Origin of the sequence: Billgrantia antri (assembly GCF_017868935.1) — a bacterium.
Taxonomy (GTDB): domain Bacteria; phylum Pseudomonadota; class Gammaproteobacteria; order Pseudomonadales; family Halomonadaceae; genus Halomonas; species Halomonas antri.
This window is the reverse complement of record NZ_CP053383.1, coordinates 2,843,669-2,863,174: the sequence shown is the minus strand read 5'-3', so window position 1 is coordinate 2,863,174 and position 19,506 is coordinate 2,843,669. Positions and strand designations below refer to the sequence as shown.

Annotated in this window: 17 protein-coding genes; 16 read left to right on the top strand and 1 reads right to left on the bottom strand. The window is 65.2% G+C overall.

Annotated features, from left to right (window positions below; genetic code table 11):
* Nucleotides 1-40: 40 nt before the first annotated feature.
* On the bottom strand, nt 41-931 hold the full coding sequence (locus HNO53_RS13275) for a LysR family transcriptional regulator (RefSeq protein ID WP_209472806.1): 891 nt from the start codon (nt 929-931) through the stop codon (nt 41-43).
* Nucleotides 932-1,155: 224 nt separating this feature from the next.
* Here HNO53_RS13275 and leuC point away from each other — a divergent pair, with 224 nt between their 5' ends.
* The 16 genes from leuC to HNO53_RS13195 all read left to right on the top strand — a co-directional run bounded on the left by leuC (nt 1,156) and on the right by HNO53_RS13195 (nt 19,503).
* Nucleotides 1,156-2,601 (top strand): 3-isopropylmalate dehydratase large subunit, encoded by a 1,446-nt coding sequence (gene leuC, locus HNO53_RS13270; RefSeq protein WP_209472804.1) that lies wholly within the window; start codon nt 1,156-1,158, stop codon nt 2,599-2,601.
* A 3-nt stretch (nt 2,602-2,604) separates the two neighbouring features.
* Nucleotides 2,605-3,258 (top strand): 3-isopropylmalate dehydratase small subunit, encoded by a 654-nt coding sequence (gene leuD / locus HNO53_RS13265; protein WP_209472802.1) that lies wholly within the window; start codon nt 2,605-2,607, stop codon nt 3,256-3,258.
* Nucleotides 3,259-3,495: 237 nt separating this feature from the next.
* Entirely contained in the window at nt 3,496-4,575 is a 1,080-nt protein-coding gene (gene leuB, locus HNO53_RS13260; RefSeq protein WP_209472800.1) for a 3-isopropylmalate dehydrogenase, read from the top strand.
* A 103-nt stretch (nt 4,576-4,678) separates the two neighbouring features.
* The gene (gene asd, locus HNO53_RS13255) at nt 4,679-5,791 is read left to right on the top strand and encodes an aspartate-semialdehyde dehydrogenase (protein WP_209472798.1); all 1,113 of its coding nucleotides are present in this window, start codon (nt 4,679-4,681) and stop codon (nt 5,789-5,791) included.
* 222 nt (nt 5,792-6,013) lie between these two features.
* The gene (locus HNO53_RS13250) at nt 6,014-8,614 is read left to right on the top strand and encodes a FimV/HubP family polar landmark protein (protein ID WP_209472796.1); all 2,601 of its coding nucleotides are present in this window, start codon (nt 6,014-6,016) and stop codon (nt 8,612-8,614) included.
* 7 nt (nt 8,615-8,621) lie between these two features.
* Entirely contained in the window at nt 8,622-9,566 is a 945-nt protein-coding gene (gene truA / locus HNO53_RS13245) for a tRNA pseudouridine(38-40) synthase TruA (protein WP_209472794.1), read from the top strand.
* Entirely contained in the window at nt 9,563-10,216 is a 654-nt protein-coding gene (locus HNO53_RS13240) for a phosphoribosylanthranilate isomerase (protein ID WP_209472792.1), read from the top strand. The genes truA and HNO53_RS13240 overlap by 4 nt, the downstream gene beginning before the upstream one ends.
* A 64-nt stretch (nt 10,217-10,280) precedes the next feature.
* Nucleotides 10,281-11,495, top strand: a complete 1,215-nt coding sequence (gene trpB / locus HNO53_RS13235; RefSeq protein ID WP_209472790.1) for a tryptophan synthase subunit beta — start codon at nt 10,281-10,283, stop codon at nt 11,493-11,495.
* A 2-nt stretch (nt 11,496-11,497) separates the two neighbouring features.
* Complete coding sequence (trpA, locus tag HNO53_RS13230; RefSeq protein WP_209472788.1) at nt 11,498-12,313, top strand: tryptophan synthase subunit alpha; 816 nt, start codon at nt 11,498-11,500, stop codon at nt 12,311-12,313.
* 83 nt (nt 12,314-12,396) lie between these two features.
* The gene (gene accD / locus HNO53_RS13225) at nt 12,397-13,413 is read left to right on the top strand and encodes an acetyl-CoA carboxylase, carboxyltransferase subunit beta (RefSeq protein ID WP_209472787.1); all 1,017 of its coding nucleotides are present in this window, start codon (nt 12,397-12,399) and stop codon (nt 13,411-13,413) included.
* Between the two features lie 9 nt (nt 13,414-13,422).
* Entirely contained in the window at nt 13,423-14,709 is a 1,287-nt protein-coding gene (gene folC / locus HNO53_RS13220; protein WP_209472785.1) for a bifunctional tetrahydrofolate synthase/dihydrofolate synthase, read from the top strand.
* Between the two features lie 16 nt (nt 14,710-14,725).
* Nucleotides 14,726-15,421 carry an SPOR domain-containing protein gene (locus HNO53_RS13215; protein WP_209472783.1) on the top strand — a complete coding sequence of 232 codons (696 nt, stop codon included), beginning with the start codon at nt 14,726-14,728 and terminating at the stop codon, nt 15,419-15,421.
* 4 nt (nt 15,422-15,425) lie between these two features.
* Complete coding sequence (locus HNO53_RS13210; protein WP_209472781.1) at nt 15,426-15,995, top strand: CvpA family protein; 570 nt, start codon at nt 15,426-15,428, stop codon at nt 15,993-15,995.
* A 56-nt stretch (nt 15,996-16,051) separates the two neighbouring features.
* Nucleotides 16,052-17,593, top strand: a complete 1,542-nt coding sequence (purF, locus tag HNO53_RS13205; RefSeq protein WP_209472779.1) for an amidophosphoribosyltransferase — start codon at nt 16,052-16,054, stop codon at nt 17,591-17,593.
* 11 nt (nt 17,594-17,604) lie between these two features.
* A complete protein-coding gene (locus HNO53_RS13200) occupies nt 17,605-18,801 on the top strand; it encodes an O-succinylhomoserine sulfhydrylase (RefSeq protein WP_209472777.1) in 1,197 nt (398 codons plus the stop codon).
* A 147-nt stretch (nt 18,802-18,948) separates the two neighbouring features.
* The gene (locus HNO53_RS13195) at nt 18,949-19,503 is read left to right on the top strand and encodes a cytochrome b (RefSeq protein WP_209472775.1); all 555 of its coding nucleotides are present in this window, start codon (nt 18,949-18,951) and stop codon (nt 19,501-19,503) included.
* Nucleotides 19,504-19,506: the final 3 nt, after the last annotated feature.

Sequence of the window (19,506 nt, the reverse complement as noted above, 5' to 3'; positions counted from 1 at the left end):
GGCGATTCTTCTATTTCATGAGCAGTCTAACAATGTCTGCCTATTTCTTGCGACTCGCCGCATCACGCGCCTCTTCGAGTAGCCTGAGCATCGCTCGCGCGGCATTGGAAAGCGTACGGCTGCGGTGCACCAGATAACCCAGCGAGCGGTGAATGTCGGGGTGCGCCACATCGAGCTCGTGAAGATCGCCCGCTACCAGTCGCTCCGGCAGCAGACTCCAGCCCAGGCCGATGGCGGTCATCATCTTGAGGGTTTCGAGGTAATTGGTGGAGAGCGCCACCGGTAGCTCGAGACCGGCGGCGGCAAAGCGTGATTCGACCAGCGTGCGGGTGAAGGTCAGCGAACCGGGGAGCACCGCATCGAAGGCGCACAGTTCATGGAGCGAGAGCTTCCCGTATCCGGCCAGCGGGTGGTCGTGGGCGCAGACGAAGCACATGCGGTCCTGCCAGACGGGTACCACGTCGAGCTGCGGGTCCGGGTGCGGCGCCAGGGTTACCACGGCGATCTCCAGCTCGCCGTCCAGCACGCCCTGGTAGGCCTGCTCCGAGTCGAGGAAACGCAGGTCGAGTCGCACCTCTGGGTGGGCCTGGGTGTAGGTCTTGAGCAGCGGTGGCAGGCGGTGCAGGCCGATATGGTGGCTGGTGGCGAGGGTCAGGTTGCCGGCCACCTGGCCTTCGAGATTGGTCAGTGCGCGGCGGCTGTCGTCCACCATGACGAGAATTTCACGGGCGCGGGGCAGCAGCACCCGGCCCGCCTCGGTGAGGGTGACGCGGCGGCCGATGCGATCGAACAGGCGGGCACCGATCTGCTCCTCGAGGGTGGCAATGCGCTTGGAGACCGCCGGCTGGGTCAGGTACAGATGCTCGGCGGCGCGGGAGAAGCTGCCGCTGTCGGCCACGGCGAGGAAGGCTTGCAGGCTTTGAGTGTCCATCTTTCCTTGTATTCCTTTATGGAATCCAATGGATAAATAACATGAATTGCTTTTATGGGCGAGCCGCGCAAGACTTGATGACACCAACGAGAGCCAAGCGTGAATCACCCGTACGGATTAGCTTGGCGGTTGCTGCAGCGTGAGCGGCGCCGGAACAGCCGCGGCATTGGGGCAGCTCGGACCGACCGGATGAGCAAAAGGGCCATAGAGCCCGGGAGAACGATATGGCAGGCCAGACGCTTTACGACAAGTTGTGGTCGCAGCACCTGGTGAAGGAGCGCGACGACGGCACCGCACTGATCTACATCGACCGCCAGTTGCTGCACGAAGTGACCTCGCCGCAGGCCTTCGAGGGGCTGCGCCTGGCCGGGCGCAAGCCGTGGCGTCTCGACGCGAACCTGGCCACGCCTGACCATAACGTGCCGACCACGCTGAAGGAACGCGCCGAGGGCAACGCCGGCATCAAGGACCCGGTGTCGCTGATCCAGGTGCAGACTCTGGACGACAACTGCGTCGAGTTCGGTATCGAAGAGTTCAAGATCAACGACCCGCGCCAGGGCATCGTGCACGTGGTGGGCCCGGAGCAGGGCGCCACGCTGCCCGGCATGACCGTGGTGTGCGGCGACTCCCATACCGCCACCCACGGCGCCTTCGCCGCGCTCGCCCACGGCATCGGCACTTCCGAGGTCGAGCACGTGCTCGCCACCCAGTGCCTGCTGGCGCAGAAGATGAAGAACATGCAGGTGCGCGTCGAGGGCAAGCTTGGCACCGGCGTGACCGCCAAGGACGTGGTGTTGGCCATCATCGGCAAGATCGGCACCGCCGGCGGCACCGGTTACGCCATCGAGTTCGCCGGCAGCGCCATTCGCGACCTCTCCATGGAAGGCCGCATGACGGTGTGCAACATGGCCATCGAGGCCGGCGCCCGGGTCGGCCTGATCGCCGTGGACGACACTACCATCGACTATCTCGCCGAGCGTCCCTTCGCTCCCCGGGGCGAGCAGTGGAAGGCCGCCGTGGCGGACTGGCGCAACCTGGTCTCCGATGCGGACGCCCAGTTCGACAAGGTGGTCACATTGGATGCCGCCGAGATCGAGCCCCAGGTGAGCTGGGGTACCAGCCCCGAGATGGTCACCGGCATCTCCGGCGAAGTACCCGACCCGACCGAGCAGGGCGATGACACCGTCAAGCGCGGCTACACCCGAGCGCTGGAGTACATGGGGCTCGCGCCCAAGCAGAGAATCACCGAGATCAAGCTCGACAAGGTGTTCATCGGCTCGTGCACCAACTCGCGCATCGAGGATCTGCGCGAGGCGGCCAAGGTGGCCCGCGGCAAGAAGGTGGCAGATTCCATCAAGCTCGCCATGGTGGTACCGGGCTCGGGCCTGGTGAAGCGCCAGGCCGAGGCCGAGGGGCTCGACAAGATCTTCATCGAAGCAGGCTTCGAATGGCGCGAGCCGGGGTGCTCCATGTGTCTGGCGATGAACGCCGACAAGCTGGGTGCCGGCGAGCACTGCGCCTCCACCTCGAACCGCAACTTCGAGGGACGCCAGGGTTACGGCGGGCGCACCCACTTGGTCAGCCCGGCCATGGCCGCCGCCGCCGCCATCGCCGGCCACTTCGTCGACGTGCGCAACTTCGACGCCCAGCCCGTTGCAGAGGAGGCCTGAGCCATGAGGAAATTCGAACGCACCGAAGGGCTCGTCGCACCGCTCGACCGGGCCAACGTCGATACCGACCTGATCATTCCCAAGCAGTTCCTGAAGTCGATCAAGCGCACCGGCTTTGGCGTCAATCTGTTCGACGAGTTGCGCTATCTCGACGAGGGGCAGCCCGGTCAGGACGTTTCCCAGCGTCCGCTCAACCCGGATTTCGTCCTCAATCAGCCGCGCTATCAGGGCGCCAGCGTGCTGCTCGCGCGGCGCAACTTCGGCTGCGGCAGCTCCCGCGAGCACGCGCCCTGGGCACTGGAGGACTTCGGTTTCCGCGTGGTGATTGCGCCGAGCTTTGCCGATATCTTCTACAACAACGCCTTCAAGAACGGCCTGCTGCTGATCACGCTGTCGGAAGAGACCGTGGATCGTCTGTTCCGCGAAGTGGAAGCGAATGAAGGCTACCGCCTCGACGTGGATCTCGAGAACCAGCGGGTGATCACACCCTCGGGCGAGATCCTCGAGTTCGAGGTCGATGCCTTCCGCAAGCACTGCCTGCTCGAGGGGCTGGACGACATCGGCATCACGCTGCAGGACGAGGACGCCATTCGCGCCTTCGAGCAGCGCCACCGTGCCGAGAGGCCATGGCTGTTTCGTGATGGTGCTCAGGCCTGACAAGATCTTTTCTTTACATCCGTCGGTGAGGGGCTGATTAGGCGGCTGGCAAGTGGTCGCCTCTTAACTCAAGCTTGCCTTTGGCACTCCGAGGAGCTGATCCGGCGGCAGGCCTGCGAGGAGGCGCTGTGAACCCATCCCTGGGCGCTACTTTTGCCATCCATGGCAAAAGCTCTCCTCTTCGGCCTGCCCTCGGCGCCCCGCTTGCGACGGTGGTAGTCAACCAAGGAAGCTACGATGACACGCAAGATTCTGGTACTGCCGGGTGACGGCATCGGCCCCGAGATCACCGCCCAGGCGAGCCGCATCCTGGCCGCCTGCCAGGCCCGCGGCCTTGACGTCGAGGTGGAGGAGGCGCTCGTGGGTGGTAGCGCCTATGACGAGCACGGTGAGCCGCTGCCCGCCGTCACCCTGGACAAGGCCAAAGTCGCCGACGCTATCCTGCTCGGCGCCGTGGGCGGCCCCAAGTGGGACAAGCTCGAGGACCTGGCCAAGCGCCCCGAGAAGGGACTGCTCGGCCTGCGCAAGAACCTCGGCCTGTTCGCCAACCTGCGCCCGGCCATCACCTACCCGCAACTGGCTAGCGCCTCCAGTCTCAAGCCCGAGCTCGTGGCCGGGCTGGACATCATGATCGTGCGCGAGCTTACCGGCGGCATCTACTTCGGCCAGCCCCGCGGCATCGAGGTGCGCGACGGCCAGCGCGTCGGCTTCAACACCTACGTCTACTCCGAGAGCGAGATCGAGCGTATCGGTCGGGTCGCCTTCGAGCTGGCACAGAAGCGCGGCAGGCGCCTGTGCAGCGTCGACAAGGCCAACGTGCTGGAAGTCACGATTCTCTGGCGAGAGGTGATGGAGCGGCTGGCGCCGGAGTACCCCGACGTCGAGCTCACGCACATGTACGTCGACAACGCCGCCATGCAGCTGGTGCGCGCACCCAAGCAGTTCGACGTCATGGTCACCGGCAACATGTTCGGCGACATCCTCTCCGACGCCGCTGCCATGCTGACCGGCTCCATCGGCATGCTGCCCTCCGCCTCGCTCAACGAGAGTGGCCAGGGCATGTACGAACCCTGCCACGGCAGTGCACCGGACATCGCCGGTCAGGGCATTGCCAACCCGCTGGCGACCATCCTCTCGGTGGCGATGATGCTGCGCTATTCGCTCGCCGAGCCCGAGCTGGCGGCAGGCATTGAAAGTGCCGTGGGGAAAGTGCTGGACGACGGCCTGCGGACCGCGGATATTGCCTCGGAGGGCACGCGTACCGTCTCTACTACGGAAATGGGCGACGCGGTGCTGGCGGCCTTCGAGGCGCACTGAACGCCAACGCATTCCTCTGTCGTTACCCTGGGCCCGGGCTCGCCTGCGAGGTGAGCCCGGGTCGTGTATACTATTGGCCTCATTCTTTCCAGGAGGACTTCACATGTTGAAAGTCGGTTTCGTCGGATGGCGTGGCATGGTGGGCTCCGTGCTCATGCAGCGCATGCAGGAGGATGGAGATTTCGACGGCATCGAGCCGATCTTCTTCACCACCTCCCAGGTCGGTCAGCCCGGCCCCGACGTCGGCGTGGACGTGCCTCCGCTGAAGGATGCCACCGACATCGAAGAGCTCAAGGCGCTGGATGTGGTGATCACCTGTCAGGGCGGCGACTATACCAAGCAGGTCTACGGCGATCTGCGCGGCAGCGGTTGGAAGGGCTACTGGATCGACGCTGCGAGCACCCTGCGCATGGAGGACGAGGCGACCATCGTGCTCGATCCGGTCAACCGTCGCGTCATCGATGAGCAGCTGGCCCGCGGCGCCAAGACCTTCGTCGGCGGCAACTGTACCGTCAGCCTCATGCTGATGGGCCTGGGTGGCCTGTTCGAGGCCGACCTGATCGAGTGGATGACCTCCATGACCTATCAGGCCGCCTCCGGCTCCGGCGCCAAGCATATGCGCGAGCTGCTCAACCAGATGGGTGCGCTGCGCGACAGCGTCGCCGATGAGCTGGACGATCCCGCCAGCGCCATTCTCGACATCGACCGCAAGGTCACTCAGGCCATGCGCGGCGGCGACTTCCCGATCGACAATTTCACCGCACCGCTTGCGGGCAGCCTGCTGCCGTGGATCGACACCAAGCTCGACAACGGCCAGAGCCGTGAGGAGTGGAAGGGCAGCGTCGAGACCAACAAGATCCTCGGTCTCCAGGACAATCCGGTTCCCATCGACGGTATTTGCGTGCGCATCGGTGCCATGCGTTCGCACAGCCAGGCGTTTACCATCAAGTTGAAGAAAGATGTGCCGATAGATGAAATCGAGGAGCGCATCGCCAAGCACAACGAGTGGGTCAAGGTGATCCCCAACGACAAGGAGGCCACCATCGCCGGGCTGACGCCTTCGGTCGTTACCGGCACCCTGAGTGTTCCGGTGGGCCGGCTGCGCAAGCTGAACATGGGCGGCGAGTACCTTTCCGCCTTCACCGCGGGCGACCAGTTGCTGTGGGGCGCGGCCGAACCGCTCAAGCGCATGCTGAAGATCCTGCGCGAGCAGTGATCGTCTCGCAGTTGCCGTCAACGGGGCATCTCCTGCGGGAGGTGCCCCGTTTTTGTGTGGGCTCAGCAGGCGCTGTGCTGTACGGGGAAGACTGCTGCACTGGACATCGACGTGCAGCACGCGGTACGAGATATGGTAGATATTCGAACCTGCCCCGGGCAGCACAGTAACCGGGTGCCTTGAAGGCAGGCGGCAATGCAAGGGAAACCAATGAGACGCAAGTTGACATCAGCCATGCTGCTGGCGCTTACGACCGCAAGCCCTCTGGCACTGGCACTGGGCGTGGGGGAGGTCGAAGTGCGCTCCTCCCTCAATGCACCGCTGCGTGCCGTCATTCCACTCACCGATACGCAAGGGCTCGACCCCGAGCGGCTGCGAGTCAGTGTGGCGGGGCCTCAGGAGTTCGAGTCCGCTGGGCTGTCGCGCACTCCCTTGGCGGCCAGCGTGCGAGCCGACGTAGAGGTTCGCCAGGGGCGCTGGGTCGTGACCCTCTCCAGCGAGAATGCGGTCCGGGAGCCTTGGGTGGACCTGCTGCTGCGCTTCGACTGGCCAGCGGGCCGTCAGCTGCGAGAAATGACGCTGCTGCTTGACCCGCCTGGCTATGACAGCATGCCAGTGCTGGTGAGCGGTTCGGAGCGCCAGCCTGCAAGTCCCGCCGTCGAAACGCGGGTAACCGAGACTGCGCCCGTTGCCTCACAAGTGGCCGTTGTGCCTGCGGATGGGCGGCGTCCGGCGGAGGAGAGCGCCTGGGTCGGCAGTGGCGATACCCTATGGTCGGTTGCCGGGCGCCTGCGTCCGGATGGTGGGATCAGCATGGACCAGATGATGGTGGCGCTGGTCGAAGCCAATCCCGACGTTTTCCCTTCAGGCAACATCAACGCCATGCGCGCCGGTCATACGTTGGACGTGCCGTCGCGCGAGGCCATTGCGGCGCGCTCTGCACAAGAGGCAACCAACATCGTTCAGGCCATGAATCAGGCCTGGGCGAGCCGAGGCAGCGGTGGTCCGGCTCGCGTTTCACTGACGCCAGCCGCCGCGGTCGGTGACAGTGTCGAGGTGGCTGCCACTGCTGCAGCGCAAGCGGTGGCCGAGTCTTCCGCAGCGTCAGGTCAGCCGCAAGCGACCGAGCAGGGGGAGGGTGCCGGTACTACGGCGGGCGAGGCCTCCGCCGCGCCGCGCCTGACGCTGCTCAGCGATGAAGAGTTGGCTGCCGAGGCCGCGCTGGGTGTGGCCAGGGATGAGAACCGATCGGCGACCACTGCCGAAGAAGAAGGCGGACTTGCCCAGGACGTGCTTGATGCCGAGGTATTGGCAACGCTGGGAGCCGGCGAGCTGACCGTCGGCGGAAGCGGCCCTCGACTCGCACTGCTCGAACAGCGCTGGGAGGAGAGCCGTGCTGCGCTGGAAGAGGTCCAGAGGGAGCGTGATGCCTTGCAGCACGAGTTGGGTGGCCTGCGCGACGAGATCGAGGCCATGCGGGAGCAGCTTGATGCCCTGATGAATGACGGTGCGGGTGATGAGGCAGAGGGTACCGGTGTGGTCGTTCAGCGCGGGACTGAATCCGATGCCGATGCGGCATGGTGGGGGGCGGCCTATCCGGTGGCCATAGATCGCAACCTCATCCTGGGCGGCGCGGGGCTGGCGGCCCTGCTAGGACTCTGGCTCTTTATTCGTCGGCGCCAGCACCGTGAGGCCGCGTCGACGATGGGAAGCCGTACCATGCCGAACATGGTGCATGGTGCTCCTCCAACCGCTGCGGTGGCACCGTCGAGCGCTCCAGCCGAGCCGGCATCTCCTGTCGTCAGGGGAATGAGCGTAGGAGAGGTCGAGTCCTCACAGGAGGAGGTGCCGCGCAATGCCATGCCTCAGGCCGAGGCGATCAGTGAGGCGGATATCTTCATGGCCTATGGTCGCTTCGATCAGGCCCGAGAGTTGTTGGAGGCAGGTCTGGCGCGTGATCCCGAACGGCAGGACTTGCGCCTCAAGTTGCTCAACGTGCACGTCGAGCAGGGTGACCGGCAGGCGGCAGAGCACGAGGCGCAGCGGTTGGCCGAGACCGGCGATGCGGCCCTGGTGGCCGAAGCGGGGCGGTTGCTGGCCAAGCACCAGCCTCCTTCGCCGGAGACTGACTCCCTGTCGAGCCGCTCTGAGACGCCGCGACCCCTGGCCGAGCCAGGAGTGAGGGAGCAGGCCGAGCCCCAAGAGCATACCTCAGAGCGAGACGAGTCCTCGGCATCGGCCGAGCGTGAGCATGCCGACCTTCCTTCCCCGACTCCTGCCGACAGCGGGGAGGCGAGGCCTGATCAGCAGGCGTTCCGTGAGGAGGTCCCGTCGCCCAGGACGTCGGATGTTACGCCGCAGGAGGATGACGACGAGGCCTCGACCGACACCGGCGCGGGACACGCCGCGCCCATCGGGCGCAGCGAGACGTTGGAGTGGCGTACGATCGACTATCAACCACCCAGCCTGGATCCGGAGCCGCCCGCTCGTGAAGAGACGCCGATGCAGCCCAGCGTCGAGTTCCCACGAATCAGCGCGGCCGGCAGCGCCGAGCAGGAGGCCGAGGCGACGGACCGCCACGACGATCAGGCGGACGAGGCCGAGTGGGAGGTCGAGGAGGTGGCCTTCCCGCCGTTGGACCGGGATAATGGTGCAGCCCCAAGCGAGCCTGACTGGCGCGGCGAGCTGAGTGAGGCCCGCCGGTTGCTGGATGCCGGTGAGGTGGAGCGCGCTCGTGCGATGCTGCAGCGTCTGCGTGACGGGGCGGAGGATTCCCGCCTGCGCGACGAGGCGCAAGCATTGCTCACACACAATCGACTCTGACGGTGGCATGACCCTGTTCCGACCTCTCGATGATCATCGCCCCTTGAGTGGCCGCCTGGCCATGGGGGTGGAGTATGACGGCAGCGCCTACTGTGGCTGGCAGCGGCTCAAGCACGCTCCCTCGGTGCAGGCCGAACTGGAGCGGGCGCTCTCCAAGGTGGCGAGCCAGCCAATTACGATACACGCCAGTGGGCGCACCGATTCCGGCGTGCACGCCACCCGCCAGATCGTGCACTTCGATGCGCCGGCGCCCCGTTCGCAGAAGGCCTGGGTGTTCGGTGTCAACGCCAATCTGGCGCGCGACATCGCCGTGCGCTGGGTGCGCGAAGTTCCCGAGGCGTTCCACGCCCGTTTCAAGGCGCTGGCACGGCGTTACCGCTACCTCATCCTCAACCAGCCCAGCCGGCCGGTGCTGGAACGTGCCAATGTCACCTGGTGCCGGGATCCGCTGGACGCCGACACCATGCATCGCGCGGCCCAGGCGCTGGTGGGGGAACACGATTTTTCCAGCTTCCGGGCGGCGGGCTGTCAATCGAAGACGCCCTGGCGCCACCTGCACTTTATCGAGGTGCATCGCCACGGCCCGCTAGTCGTCGTCGACGTGCAGGGAAATGCCTTCCTGCACCACATGATTCGCAACATCGTCGGAGCACTGGTCACGGTGGGTCGCGGCGAGCAAGGCGATGGCTACTTGGCCGAGCTGCTGGCGCTCAAGGACCGTACGCTATCCGACGTCACCGCGCCGGCTTGTGGGCTGCACTTCGTCGACTCGCTTTATGACGAGGCCTGGGGGCTGCCGCAGGAGCCGCTGGGGCCGAACCTGCTGGCTTTTCTGGGTGAGTGGACCGGCGAGCGCGAACTGCCCGCGTGTCCCATGGTCGAATTTCGCCGGGGCCGGCCCGTGGCCGAAGCAGCGGGCAAGGCGCCCATGGCGAAGGAGGATGAGTCATGACGATAGCCTGCCCGCCCCCGGTGCGCACCCGCATCAAGTTCTGCGGCCTGACCCGCGAGCAGGACGTGGCCGATGCCGTGGCTGCCGGAGCCGATGCCCTGGGCTTCGTGCTCTGGCCTGGCAGCAAGCGCTGCGTCGATGAGCAGCGCCTGGCGGCGCTTGCGTCCAGAGTGCCGGCTTTCGTCACTCGGGTGGGGCTGTTCGTCGATCAGGAGCCCGAGCTGATCGCGCGCTGCGCGGAGTATCTCGACCTGCTGCAGTTCCACGGCGACGAGACGCCGGCGTTCTGTTCCGGTATCGGCCGGCCCTGGATCAAGGCGCTGCGCATGCGCGACGACCTCGACCTGCACGCTGCCGCAGAGGCCTATGCCGGCGCCCAGGCGCTGCTGCTGGACGCCTATCGTCCCGGCGTGCCGGGAGGCACCGGCGAGACCTTCGACTGGTCGCGAATCCCCGCAAACCTGGCAAAACCTGTTATTCTCGCGGGTGGGCTGAGCGCGGACAACGTCGCCGACGCCATCGAGCGCGTGCGCCCCTTCGCGGTGGATGTTTCCGGCGGCGTGGAGGCCGAACCCGGCTGCAAGGATCCGCGCCTGCTGTCGGTGTTCGCCGCGGCGGTGGCCGAGGCGGATCGCAAGCGCCTGGCATGAACGTCATTTGCCCAAGCCCGACCCAATTCCCTGTCCCTTATGGCGACCCTATGAGGTGTCTTTAGTGAGCAAGTTCAGTGACCTGACCCGACTGCCGGACGCCCGCGGCCACTTCGGCCCCTATGGCGGTCGGTTCGTCTCGGAGACCCTGAGCTTCGCCCTGGACGATCTGGAGAAGACCTACCTGCGTCTTCGCGACGATCCGGACTTCCAGGCCGAATTCGACTATGACCTGGCCCATTACGTGGGCCGCCCCTCTCCGCTCTACCATGCGGAGCGATGGTCGAAGAAGCTGGGTGGGGCACGGATCTGGCTCAAGCGCGAGGACCTCAACCATACCGGCGCACACAAGGTGAACAACACCATCGGCCAGGCGCTGCTGGCCAAGATGAGCGGCAAGCCGCGGGTGATCGCTGAAACCGGTGCCGGCCAGCACGGCGTGGCCACGGCCACCGTGGCGGCGCGCCTGGGGCTCAAGTGCGAGGTCTACATGGGCGCCGAGGACGTGCAGCGCCAGAAGCTCAACGTCTACCGCATGCGCCTGCTGGGGGCCAACGTGATCCCGGTGGAGTCGGGTACTCGTACTCTCAAGGACGCCATGAACGAGGCGCTGCGCGACTGGGTGACCAACGTCGACGACACCTTCTACATCATTGGCACGGTGGCCGGGCCGCATCCGTATCCGATGCTGGTGCGCGACTTCAACGCCGTGGTCGGTCGCGAGGCACGCCGCCAGTCGCTCGAGGAGTTCGGCAAGCTGCCCGATGCGCTGGTCGCCTGCGTCGGCGGCGGTTCCAACGCCATGGGCCTGTTCTACCCCTTCGTCGAGGATGACGAGGTCGCCATGTATGGCGTCGAGGCCGGTGGCGACGGCGTCGACACCGGGCGTCATGCCGCCCCGCTGGCGTCCAATGCGCCGCGTGGCGTACTGCACGGCAATCGCACCTATCTGATGTCCGACGAAGGTGGCCAGGTTTCCGATACCCACTCGATCTCGGCCGGCCTCGACTATCCCGGCGTAGGGCCCGAGCATGCATTGTGGAAGGACGTGGGTCGGGTGCAGTACGTGACTGCCAACGACGATGCCGTACTCGAGGCGTTCCGCGAGCTGACTCGTATCGAGGGCATCATGCCGGCGCTTGAATCAGCCCACGCCCTGGCGCATGCCAAGGTGCTGGCACCCACCATGCGGCCCGAGCAGAATATCGTGGTCAATCTTTCCGGCCGCGGCGACAAGGACATCATGACGGTGGCCAAGATCGACGGCCTGGAGTTTTGACGATGAATCGAATCGATGCACGCTTCGCCGAACTCAAGGCCCAGGGGCGTCGCGCACTGATCCCCTATATCACTGCCGGCGATCCGGCGCCCCAGCACACCGTCGGCTTCATGCATGCCCTGGTGGAGGCGGGTGCCGACGTGATCGAACTGGGGGTGCCTTTTTCCGATCCGATGGCCGATGGCCCGGTGATCCAGAAGGCCTGCGAGCGAGCGCTCAAGCACGGCGTACGCCTCACCCATCTGTTCGAGATGGTGCGCGAATTCCGTCAGCGTGATGCTCAGACCCCGATCGTGCTGATGGGGTATCTCAACCCGGTCGAGCGCATCGGCCTCGAGGCCTTCGCCGCGCAAGCTGCTGACGCCGGTGTCGACGGTGTGCTGACCGTGGACATGCCGCCCGAAGAGGCCGATGAGCTCGGTCCCATTCTCAAGCAGAAGGGCCTGGCGTCGATCTTTCTGGTCGCCCCTACCACTTCGCAGGAGCGGGCCGCTACAATATGCGCCCATGGCGAGGGCTACCTCTACTATGTTGCGCTCAAGGGGGTGACCGGGGCCGCCACGCTCAACGCCGCGGATGTTGCCGAGCACCTGGCGCCGCTGCGTAGACTGACCGAGCTGCCGCTGTGCGTCGGTTTCGGCATTCGTGACGGTGCCTCGGCCGCCGAAGTCGGCCAGGTCGCCGATGGTGTCATCGTTGGCAGCGCCCTGGTCGGTCGTATCGCCGAGCACGCCGAGCAGCCGGACGTGATTGCCGGAGAGCTCAAGGCGATTCTCGGTGAGATGCGCCAGGCCCTGGATGCGCTACCGGCGCGCTAGCCTTGGGGCTCGCCCTTGCCCACGATTTTGACTCATGACGCCCGGTACCGCCGGGCGCAACAGCATACGGAAGTCTTTCTGACATGAGCTGGCTCGACAAGATTGTTCCCTCCATGGGGCGGATTCAGCGCAAGGACCGGCGGGCCAGCGTGCCCGACGGCCTGTGGCGCAAGTGCCCGAAGTGCGAGGCGGTACTCTACCTGCCCGAACTGGAGAAGCATCACAACGTCTGTCCCAAGTGCGACCACCATCTGCGGTTGACGGCGCGCAAGCGACTCGACTGGTTCCTCGACAAGGAAGGGCGGGAGGAGATCTCGGCCGACCTGGAGCCGGTGGATCGGCTTAAGTTCCGCGATTCGAAGAAGTACAAGGATCGCCTAGGCGCGGCTCAGAAGGAGACCGGCGAGAAGGATGCCCTGGTGACCATGCGCGGAACGCTGGACGGCCTGCCGGTGGTCGTGGTGGCCTTCGAGTTCACCTTCATGGGCGGCTCCATGGGCGCCGTGGTGGGTGAGAAGTTCGTGCGTGCGGCTACCCTGGCGCTCGAAGAGCGTATTCCTTTCGTCTGCTTCTCCGCTTCGGGTGGGGCGCGGATGCAGGAGGCGTTGTTCTCGCTGATGCAGATGGCCAAGACCTCGGCGGCGCTGGAGCGCCTGCGTGAGGCCGGCGTGCCCTACATCTCGGTGCTGACCGATCCGGTGTTCGGTGGCGTTTCGGCGTCGCTGGCCATGCTCGGCGATCTCAACGTGGCCGAGCCCAATGCCCTGATCGGTTTCGCCGGCCCTCGCGTCATCGAGCAGACCGTGCGCGAGAAGCTCCCCGAAGGCTTCCAGCGCAGCGAGTTCCTGCTCGAGCATGGCACGGTAGATATGATCGTGACCCGGGGCGAAATGCGTGCCCGTCTCGGTGGCGTGCTGCGCAAGCTTACCCACCAGCCTCCTCAGGGCCTGGAGCCTCCCGAGCCCCTCGAGCCGGACCTGGTCGATGAGGCACAGCGAGCAGAGGCGGAAGAAGGCGAGTACATGGGGGCGGCCGACCCGGGGGCGCCGGAAGAGGCTGAATCTTCCGAGAACCTCGATCGTGGCGACCCGGCTCGCTGATTGCTCGTGATGCCTTCGATTCCGTCTCGTAGCCTGGAGGCCTGGCTCGATTACATGGAGCGGATCCATCCGGTTGGCATCGACCTTGGCCTCGATAGGGTGGCCGAGGTAGCCCGTCGCATTGGGCTGCTGTCCCAGCGCCTGGCGCCGCGGGTGATCACGGTCGCCGGAACCAATGGCAAGGGGTCGACCGTTGCCATGATCGAAGCGTTGGCCAGGGCGCACGGCTTGACTACGGCCGCCTATACTTCGCCGCATCTGATGCGTTACAACGAGAGGCTGCGTATCGACGGTGACGAGGCTGATGACGCCACGCTCATTGCCGGCTTCGAAGCCGTCGAGGCAGCACGTCTTTCCGATGATCCCGTCAGCCTGACTTACTTCGAGGCAGGAACCCTGGCGGCGCTTTGGGCTATTGCCCGCCACGCGCCGGATCTCGCCGTCCTCGAAGTGGGGCTTGGCGGCCGCCTGGATGCAGTCAACGTCATCGATGCCGACGTCGCCGTGATCACGACCATCGCTCTTGATCATGCCGCCTTCCTTGGCACCGACCTGGCGGGAATCGGCCGTGAGAAGGCCGGTATCATGCGCGCCGGGAGCCCCGCCATCCTGGGTAGCCGCGAGCTTCCCGACAGCGTACGCCAGTACGCCAAGGCCTGTGGGGCTCCGGTTTTGGCGCTGGGGCAGGAGTTTCGCTGGCAAGCGGGCGCCTCCGGCCGCTTCGACTGGCAGGGAAGCGCTGTCGACGGCGCCTTGCCCAGTCTCGAAGACTTGCCCGATCCGGGGCTGCCGCTGGACAATGCGGCAACGGCACTGCAAGCCTTGACGGCGGCCGGCGTAGTGCTCGACCCAGTGAGCTGTCGGTTGGCCTTGCGCGAGCTGCAGGTACCCGGTCGGATGCAATGGCTGGGGCAATGGTGCCTGGATGTGGGGCATAACCCGCATGCCGCGGGCTATCTTGCGGAGAGGCTCTCGACTCAGCCATGTCGCGGTCGTACCTGGGTGCTGCTAGGCATGCTCGCAGACAAGGACGCCGACGGCGTCATCGAGGCGCTGGCCAAACTGGCGGATGGCTGGGTAGCCGTGACGCTGGCAGGAGAGCGGACGCGGGCAGCCGCCGATCTGGCGCGGCGCATCGACGACCGAGGCGGGCATGTCGCTTACCAGGCAGAGTCGCCCGAGGCTGGCGCCGAATGGTTGTCGGGGCGCCTGGCGCCGGACGATCGCGTATTGGTGTGCGGCTCCTTCTTCACGGTGGCGGCCATACTGGCGTGGAAGCAGGCGCAAGCGTTTTAGTGGGGCAGGAGGGGTGATGAAGTACGGAATGCGCGAACGAATCAGCGGTGCCATCATTCTGGTTGCCTTGGCGGTAATCTTCGTGCCGATGCTGTTCGATGAGCCCGCTCCCCGCGATGAGCGCCCTCAGCCGGTGTTGACAATCGAGCAGCCGGTGCCGGTGGAACGGCGTAACGTGCCTGATCCGCAGCCGCCGGCGAGCCTGGGACAGATCCAGAGTCCCGAGGCGAATCCTGCGCGGGTGGAGCCGCAGCCGCCGATGGCAGACGTCGAGCCCGAGCCCGATGATGCAACTCGGATCGATGCGGACCCGGCCGTGGCGCTCCAGGAAGAGAAGGGCAACGACGCGGAGCCGTCGGTCGAGGCACCCCGCGAGGATCCGATTGCCGAGCTGGCCCAGGCCGCGTCGGAACGGCAGGAGAGTCGCCAGCCGGAAGCCTCAGGCGCCGAGCGACAAGTGAATAGCGTGAGCGCGTCACCCGGCGGTGAATGGGCCGTGCAAGTGGGCAGCTTTGGCGAGCCGGGCAATGCCGAGCGGCTCCAGGCGCAGTTGCAGGAACAAGGCTTCCCCGTCTACAGCCGGCGGCGCGACAACAACATGACCACGGTCTACGTGGGACCCTTCGACTCGTCGGAGTCCGGTGAGCGTGCCATGAGCGCCGTCAAGGAGCGGGTCAACCTCCAGGGCCTGCTGGTGCGAGTGAGAGAGTGAGCGCATGACGCTGACCTGGATCGACTGGGGGTTTCTCGCCGTACTGGCCGTCTCGACTCTGGCCGGCTTCATGCGTGGCCTGGTTCGCGAAGGCCTGGGTCTGGCGGCCTGGATCATCGCGCTGCTGGCTGCCCGACTGCTGGCCGAGCCGGTGGCCGACCTGCTGTCCGGTCTGATCGACAACCCCGATGGCAGGCTGGTGCTGGCTTTCGTGCTGGTGATTCTTGGTGTGGTACTGCTTTGCGGTATCGTCATTCGCATGGTCCATGCCGCCGTGGAGTGGGTCGGGATGGGATTCTTCAACCGTGTCGCCGGTGCCTGTTTCGGTATCGCCCGCGGTGCGGCCATACTGGTGGTAGCCACCATCCTGATCAGCCTGACGCCCCTGTCACAGCTACAGGCGTGGCAGAATGCAGAGCTGCGGCCCACCTTCGAGCAACTGCGCGACTGGGCCGTGAGCCAGCTCGAGACCTGGGAAGGGCGCGTGCCCGAGGCCGCCGAGGGCTGGCGGAATATTTCGCTGCCCGAGCGTCGTGGTGGGCAGATGCCCGAGCCCGCCGCCGATGCGCAGTGAACGACGGATTCTTCTTTGCCGACCCGGTCGGCACCCTGCAAGCGAGGTAAGGTGGAATGTGCGGTATCGTCGGCCTTCTGGCCAAGCAGACCGTGAACCAGGCGATCTATGACGCCCTGACGGTGCTTCAGCATCGCGGCCAGGATGCCGCCGGCATGATGACATGGAGCGAGGGGCGCTTTCTGCTGCGCAAGAGCAATGGCCTGGTACGCGATGTGTTCCACACGCGCCACATGGCGCGACTGCAGGGCAACCTGGGCATTGGCCATGTGCGCTACCCCACGGCGGGCTCCTCCAGCGAGGCGGAGTCGCAGCCGTTCTATGTCAACTCCCCGTATGGCATCGCGCTGGCCCACAACGGCAACCTGACCAATTCCGAGCAGCTCAAGCAGGAGCTGTTCTCTTCCGATCTGCGGCATATCAATACCAGTTCGGATTCCGAAGTACTGCTCAACGTCTTCGCCCATGAGCTGGGCAAGCAGGGGCTGCATCTCGCCCCAGGCGACATCTTCGACGCGGTGCGTCGCGTGCATCGCCGCTGCCGCGGCGGCTATGCCGCGGTGGCTATCATCAACGGCGTTGGTCTGGTCGCCTTCCGCGACCCCAACGGCATTCGTCCTGTCGTGTTCGGCACCCGCGACGAGGGCAACGGTCAGGAAGTGATGATCGCCTCTGAATCGGTGGCGCTCGACGTTGGCGGTTTCGAACTGCACCGCGACCTGGCGCCGGGCGAAGCGATCTTCGTCGACATGGAGGGAGAGTTTCATACCCAGCAGTGCGCCGATACGCCAAGGTGCGCCGATACGCCAAGGTTGTCGCCGTGTATCTTCGAGCACGTCTACCTGGCGCGCCCCGACTCGATTCTCGACGGCGCCTATGTCTACGGCACGCGCATGCAGATGGGGCGCAAGCTTGGCGACCGTATCCGCAGCGAGTGGCCGGCGCACGACATCGACGTGGTGATTCCGATTCCTGATACCTCGCGTACCTCGGCGCTGGAACTAGCTCAGCATCTGGGTGTGACCTATCGCGAAGGCTTCATGAAGAATCGCTACATCGGCCGCACCTTCATCATGCCGGGCCAGACCCAGCGCAAGAAATCGGTGCGCCAGAAACTCAACGCCATTGGCGTCGAGTTCAAGGGCAAGAACGTGCTGCTGGTGGACGACTCCATCGTCCGCGGCACTACCTGCAAGCAGATCATCCAGATGGCACGCGATGCAGGGGCCAACAAGGTGTACTTCGCCTCGGCGGCGCCGCCGGTGCGCTACCCTAACGTCTACGGTATCGACATGCCGGCGGCTGCGGAATTGATCGCCCATGGCCGCAGTGAAGCGGAAGTGGGGGAACTGATCGGCGCCGATCGCATCTTCTACCAGGATCTGGAGGACCTCAAGGCCGCCTGTCGCGAGGTCAACCCGGGACTCGAGCGATTCGACTGCTCGGTGTTCGATGGCAACTACATCACCGGCGATATCGACGACAGCTACCTCTCGGCACTGGAAGCCTCGCGCAATGACGCCGCCAAGGAGCAGCTAAGCGTCGGGGCCCACGCCCTGGTGGGCATGCACAATCAGGAAGACGACATCGACGACTGAGGTGGCCGAGCATGCATGACACAACATCTCCAGACGACGGCTGGGCGCTGGAAACCCTGGCGATTCGTGCTGGCCATCAGCGTACCCATGAGCAGGAGCACGGCGAGCCGATCTTCCCCACGTCGAGCTTCGTCTACGGCAGTGCCGCGGAAGCGGCGCGCAAGTTCAAGGGAGAAGAGCCGGGCAACGTCTACTCGCGTTTCACCAATCCCACGGTGCACACCTTTGAGCGTCGTCTTGCCGCGCTGGAAGGCGGTGAGCGCTGCGTGGCGACGAGCTCCGGCATGGCGGCGATTCTATCGACCGTGCTTGCCCTGTTGCAGGCCGGGGACGAAATCGTCGCCTCACGCTCGCTGTTCGGTTCCACCGTCAGCCTGTTCGACAAGTACTTCGGCAAGTTGGGTATTACCACACGCTACGTGGAGCTCTCCGATCTGGCCGCCTGGGAGGCGGCAATCACGCCGCATACCCGCCTATTGTTTGCCGAGACGCCTTCCAACCCGCTTTCCGAGGTGGTCGACATTGCGGCACTTGCCGAGATCGCTCACCGGAATGAGGCGTTGCTCGCTATCGACAACTGCTTCCTGACGCCGGCATTGCAGAAACCGCTGACGCTGGGGGCCGATCTGGTGATCCATTCTGCCACCAAATATCTGGACGGGCAGGGACGTGCGGTGGGAGGCGCCGTCGTGGGGCGCGACAAGGTACTCGAAGAGGTGTTCGGCGTGGTGCGCACCTGTGGGCCATGTCTGAGCCCGTTCAACGCCTGGATCTTCACCAAGGGTCTCGAGACGCTCTCGCTGCGCATGCGAGCCCACTGCGAGAATGCCCAGGCACTTGCCGAGTGGCTGCAGGGACACCCGGCGGTGGCGCGGGTTTACTACAGTGGCTTGCCGGACCACCCGCAGCATGAGCTGGCTTGTCGCCAGCAGACTGGCTTTGGTGCGGTGCTGGGTTTCGAGGTGAAAGGGGGCCGCGAGGCCGCCTGGTCGGTCATCGATGCCACCCGCATGCTCTCGATTACCGGTAATCTGGGTGACGTCAAGAGCACCATCACCCATCCCGGCACCACCACCCACGGGCGTCTCTCAGAGGCACAAAAGGAAGCTGCGGGGATTGGTGAGGGGCTAATCCGCGTGGCGGTCGGTCTCGAGGCGTTCGACGACATTCGCCTCGACCTGGCGCGTGGACTCGATGCGCTGCTCTGACTCGAAATGCTTGGCGCGGCGCAGGCACGCACGGCGCTCGAGCGAGTGATTTTTACGAATGTAACGTTCGGTTTTTTCAGCACATCCTGAGCAACCGTTACGGTATGCTGCCTTTCATCGACGACGCAGCTCAACGGGAGCGACGAGATGTGGCGCAACACCCGCTCAGGCTGGGGCCTGGTCAGCATACTTCTTCACTGGGCCAGCGCCTTGGCAATCGTGGGCCTGTTCCTGCTCGGTTGGTGGATGACGGACCTAGGCTACTACGATCCTTGGTACAACCGTGCCCCGTGGTGGCACCGCTCCATTGGCATGCTGTTGCTGTTCGCTACGCTGCTGCGCGTGTTCTGGCGCCTGTTACAACCCACTCCCGTCGCCCATGGTAGCCGCGTGGAGCGTGTCGCCGCGCACGTGGGGCATATCACACTTTATGTGCTGATGCTATCCGTCATGATCAGCGGCTACCTGATCTCCACTGCCAAAGGGCATGGCATCAGCGTCTTCGACTGGTTCGAGGTGCCGGCTCTGGTGAGTCACCTTCCCGACCAGGCCAGCGTTGCTGGCGAGATCCACTGGTACAGTGCCGTGGCGCTGTTGCTGCTGGCGGCGGGCCATACCCTGGCAGCACTGAAACACCACTTTTTCGATCGCCACGATACCTTCGTGCGCATGTTGAATCCGGCACGTACGCGTCGCCGTTGAACG

Bases quoted from the DNA above. Each gene is read 5' to 3' on its own strand.
- leuC (WP_209472804.1), top strand. From the start codon at position 1,156: ATGGCAGGCCAGACGCTTTACGACAAGTTGTGGTCGCAGCACCTGGTG.
- folC (WP_209472785.1), top strand. From the start codon at position 13,423: ATGCCTTCGATTCCGTCTCGTAGCCTGGAGGCCTGGCTCGATTACATG.
- purF (WP_209472779.1), top strand. From the start codon at position 16,052: ATGTGCGGTATCGTCGGCCTTCTGGCCAAGCAGACCGTGAACCAGGCG.
- HNO53_RS13200 (WP_209472777.1), top strand. From the start codon at position 17,605: ATGCATGACACAACATCTCCAGACGACGGCTGGGCGCTGGAAACCCTG.
- leuB (WP_209472800.1), top strand. From the start codon at position 3,496: ATGACACGCAAGATTCTGGTACTGCCGGGTGACGGCATCGGCCCCGAG.
- HNO53_RS13210 (WP_209472781.1), top strand. From the start codon at position 15,426: ATGACGCTGACCTGGATCGACTGGGGGTTTCTCGCCGTACTGGCCGTC.
- HNO53_RS13195 (WP_209472775.1), top strand. From the start codon at position 18,949: ATGTGGCGCAACACCCGCTCAGGCTGGGGCCTGGTCAGCATACTTCTT.
- HNO53_RS13240 (WP_209472792.1), top strand. From the start codon at position 9,563: ATGACGATAGCCTGCCCGCCCCCGGTGCGCACCCGCATCAAGTTCTGC.
- truA (WP_209472794.1), top strand. From the start codon at position 8,622: ATGACCCTGTTCCGACCTCTCGATGATCATCGCCCCTTGAGTGGCCGC.
- HNO53_RS13275 (WP_209472806.1), bottom strand. From the start codon at position 931: ATGGACACTCAAAGCCTGCAAGCCTTCCTCGCCGTGGCCGACAGCGGC.
- leuD (WP_209472802.1), top strand. From the start codon at position 2,605: ATGAGGAAATTCGAACGCACCGAAGGGCTCGTCGCACCGCTCGACCGG.
- trpA (WP_209472788.1), top strand. From the start codon at position 11,498: ATGAATCGAATCGATGCACGCTTCGCCGAACTCAAGGCCCAGGGGCGT.
- asd (WP_209472798.1), top strand. From the start codon at position 4,679: ATGTTGAAAGTCGGTTTCGTCGGATGGCGTGGCATGGTGGGCTCCGTG.
- accD (WP_209472787.1), top strand. From the start codon at position 12,397: ATGAGCTGGCTCGACAAGATTGTTCCCTCCATGGGGCGGATTCAGCGC.
- HNO53_RS13215 (WP_209472783.1), top strand. From the start codon at position 14,726: ATGAAGTACGGAATGCGCGAACGAATCAGCGGTGCCATCATTCTGGTT.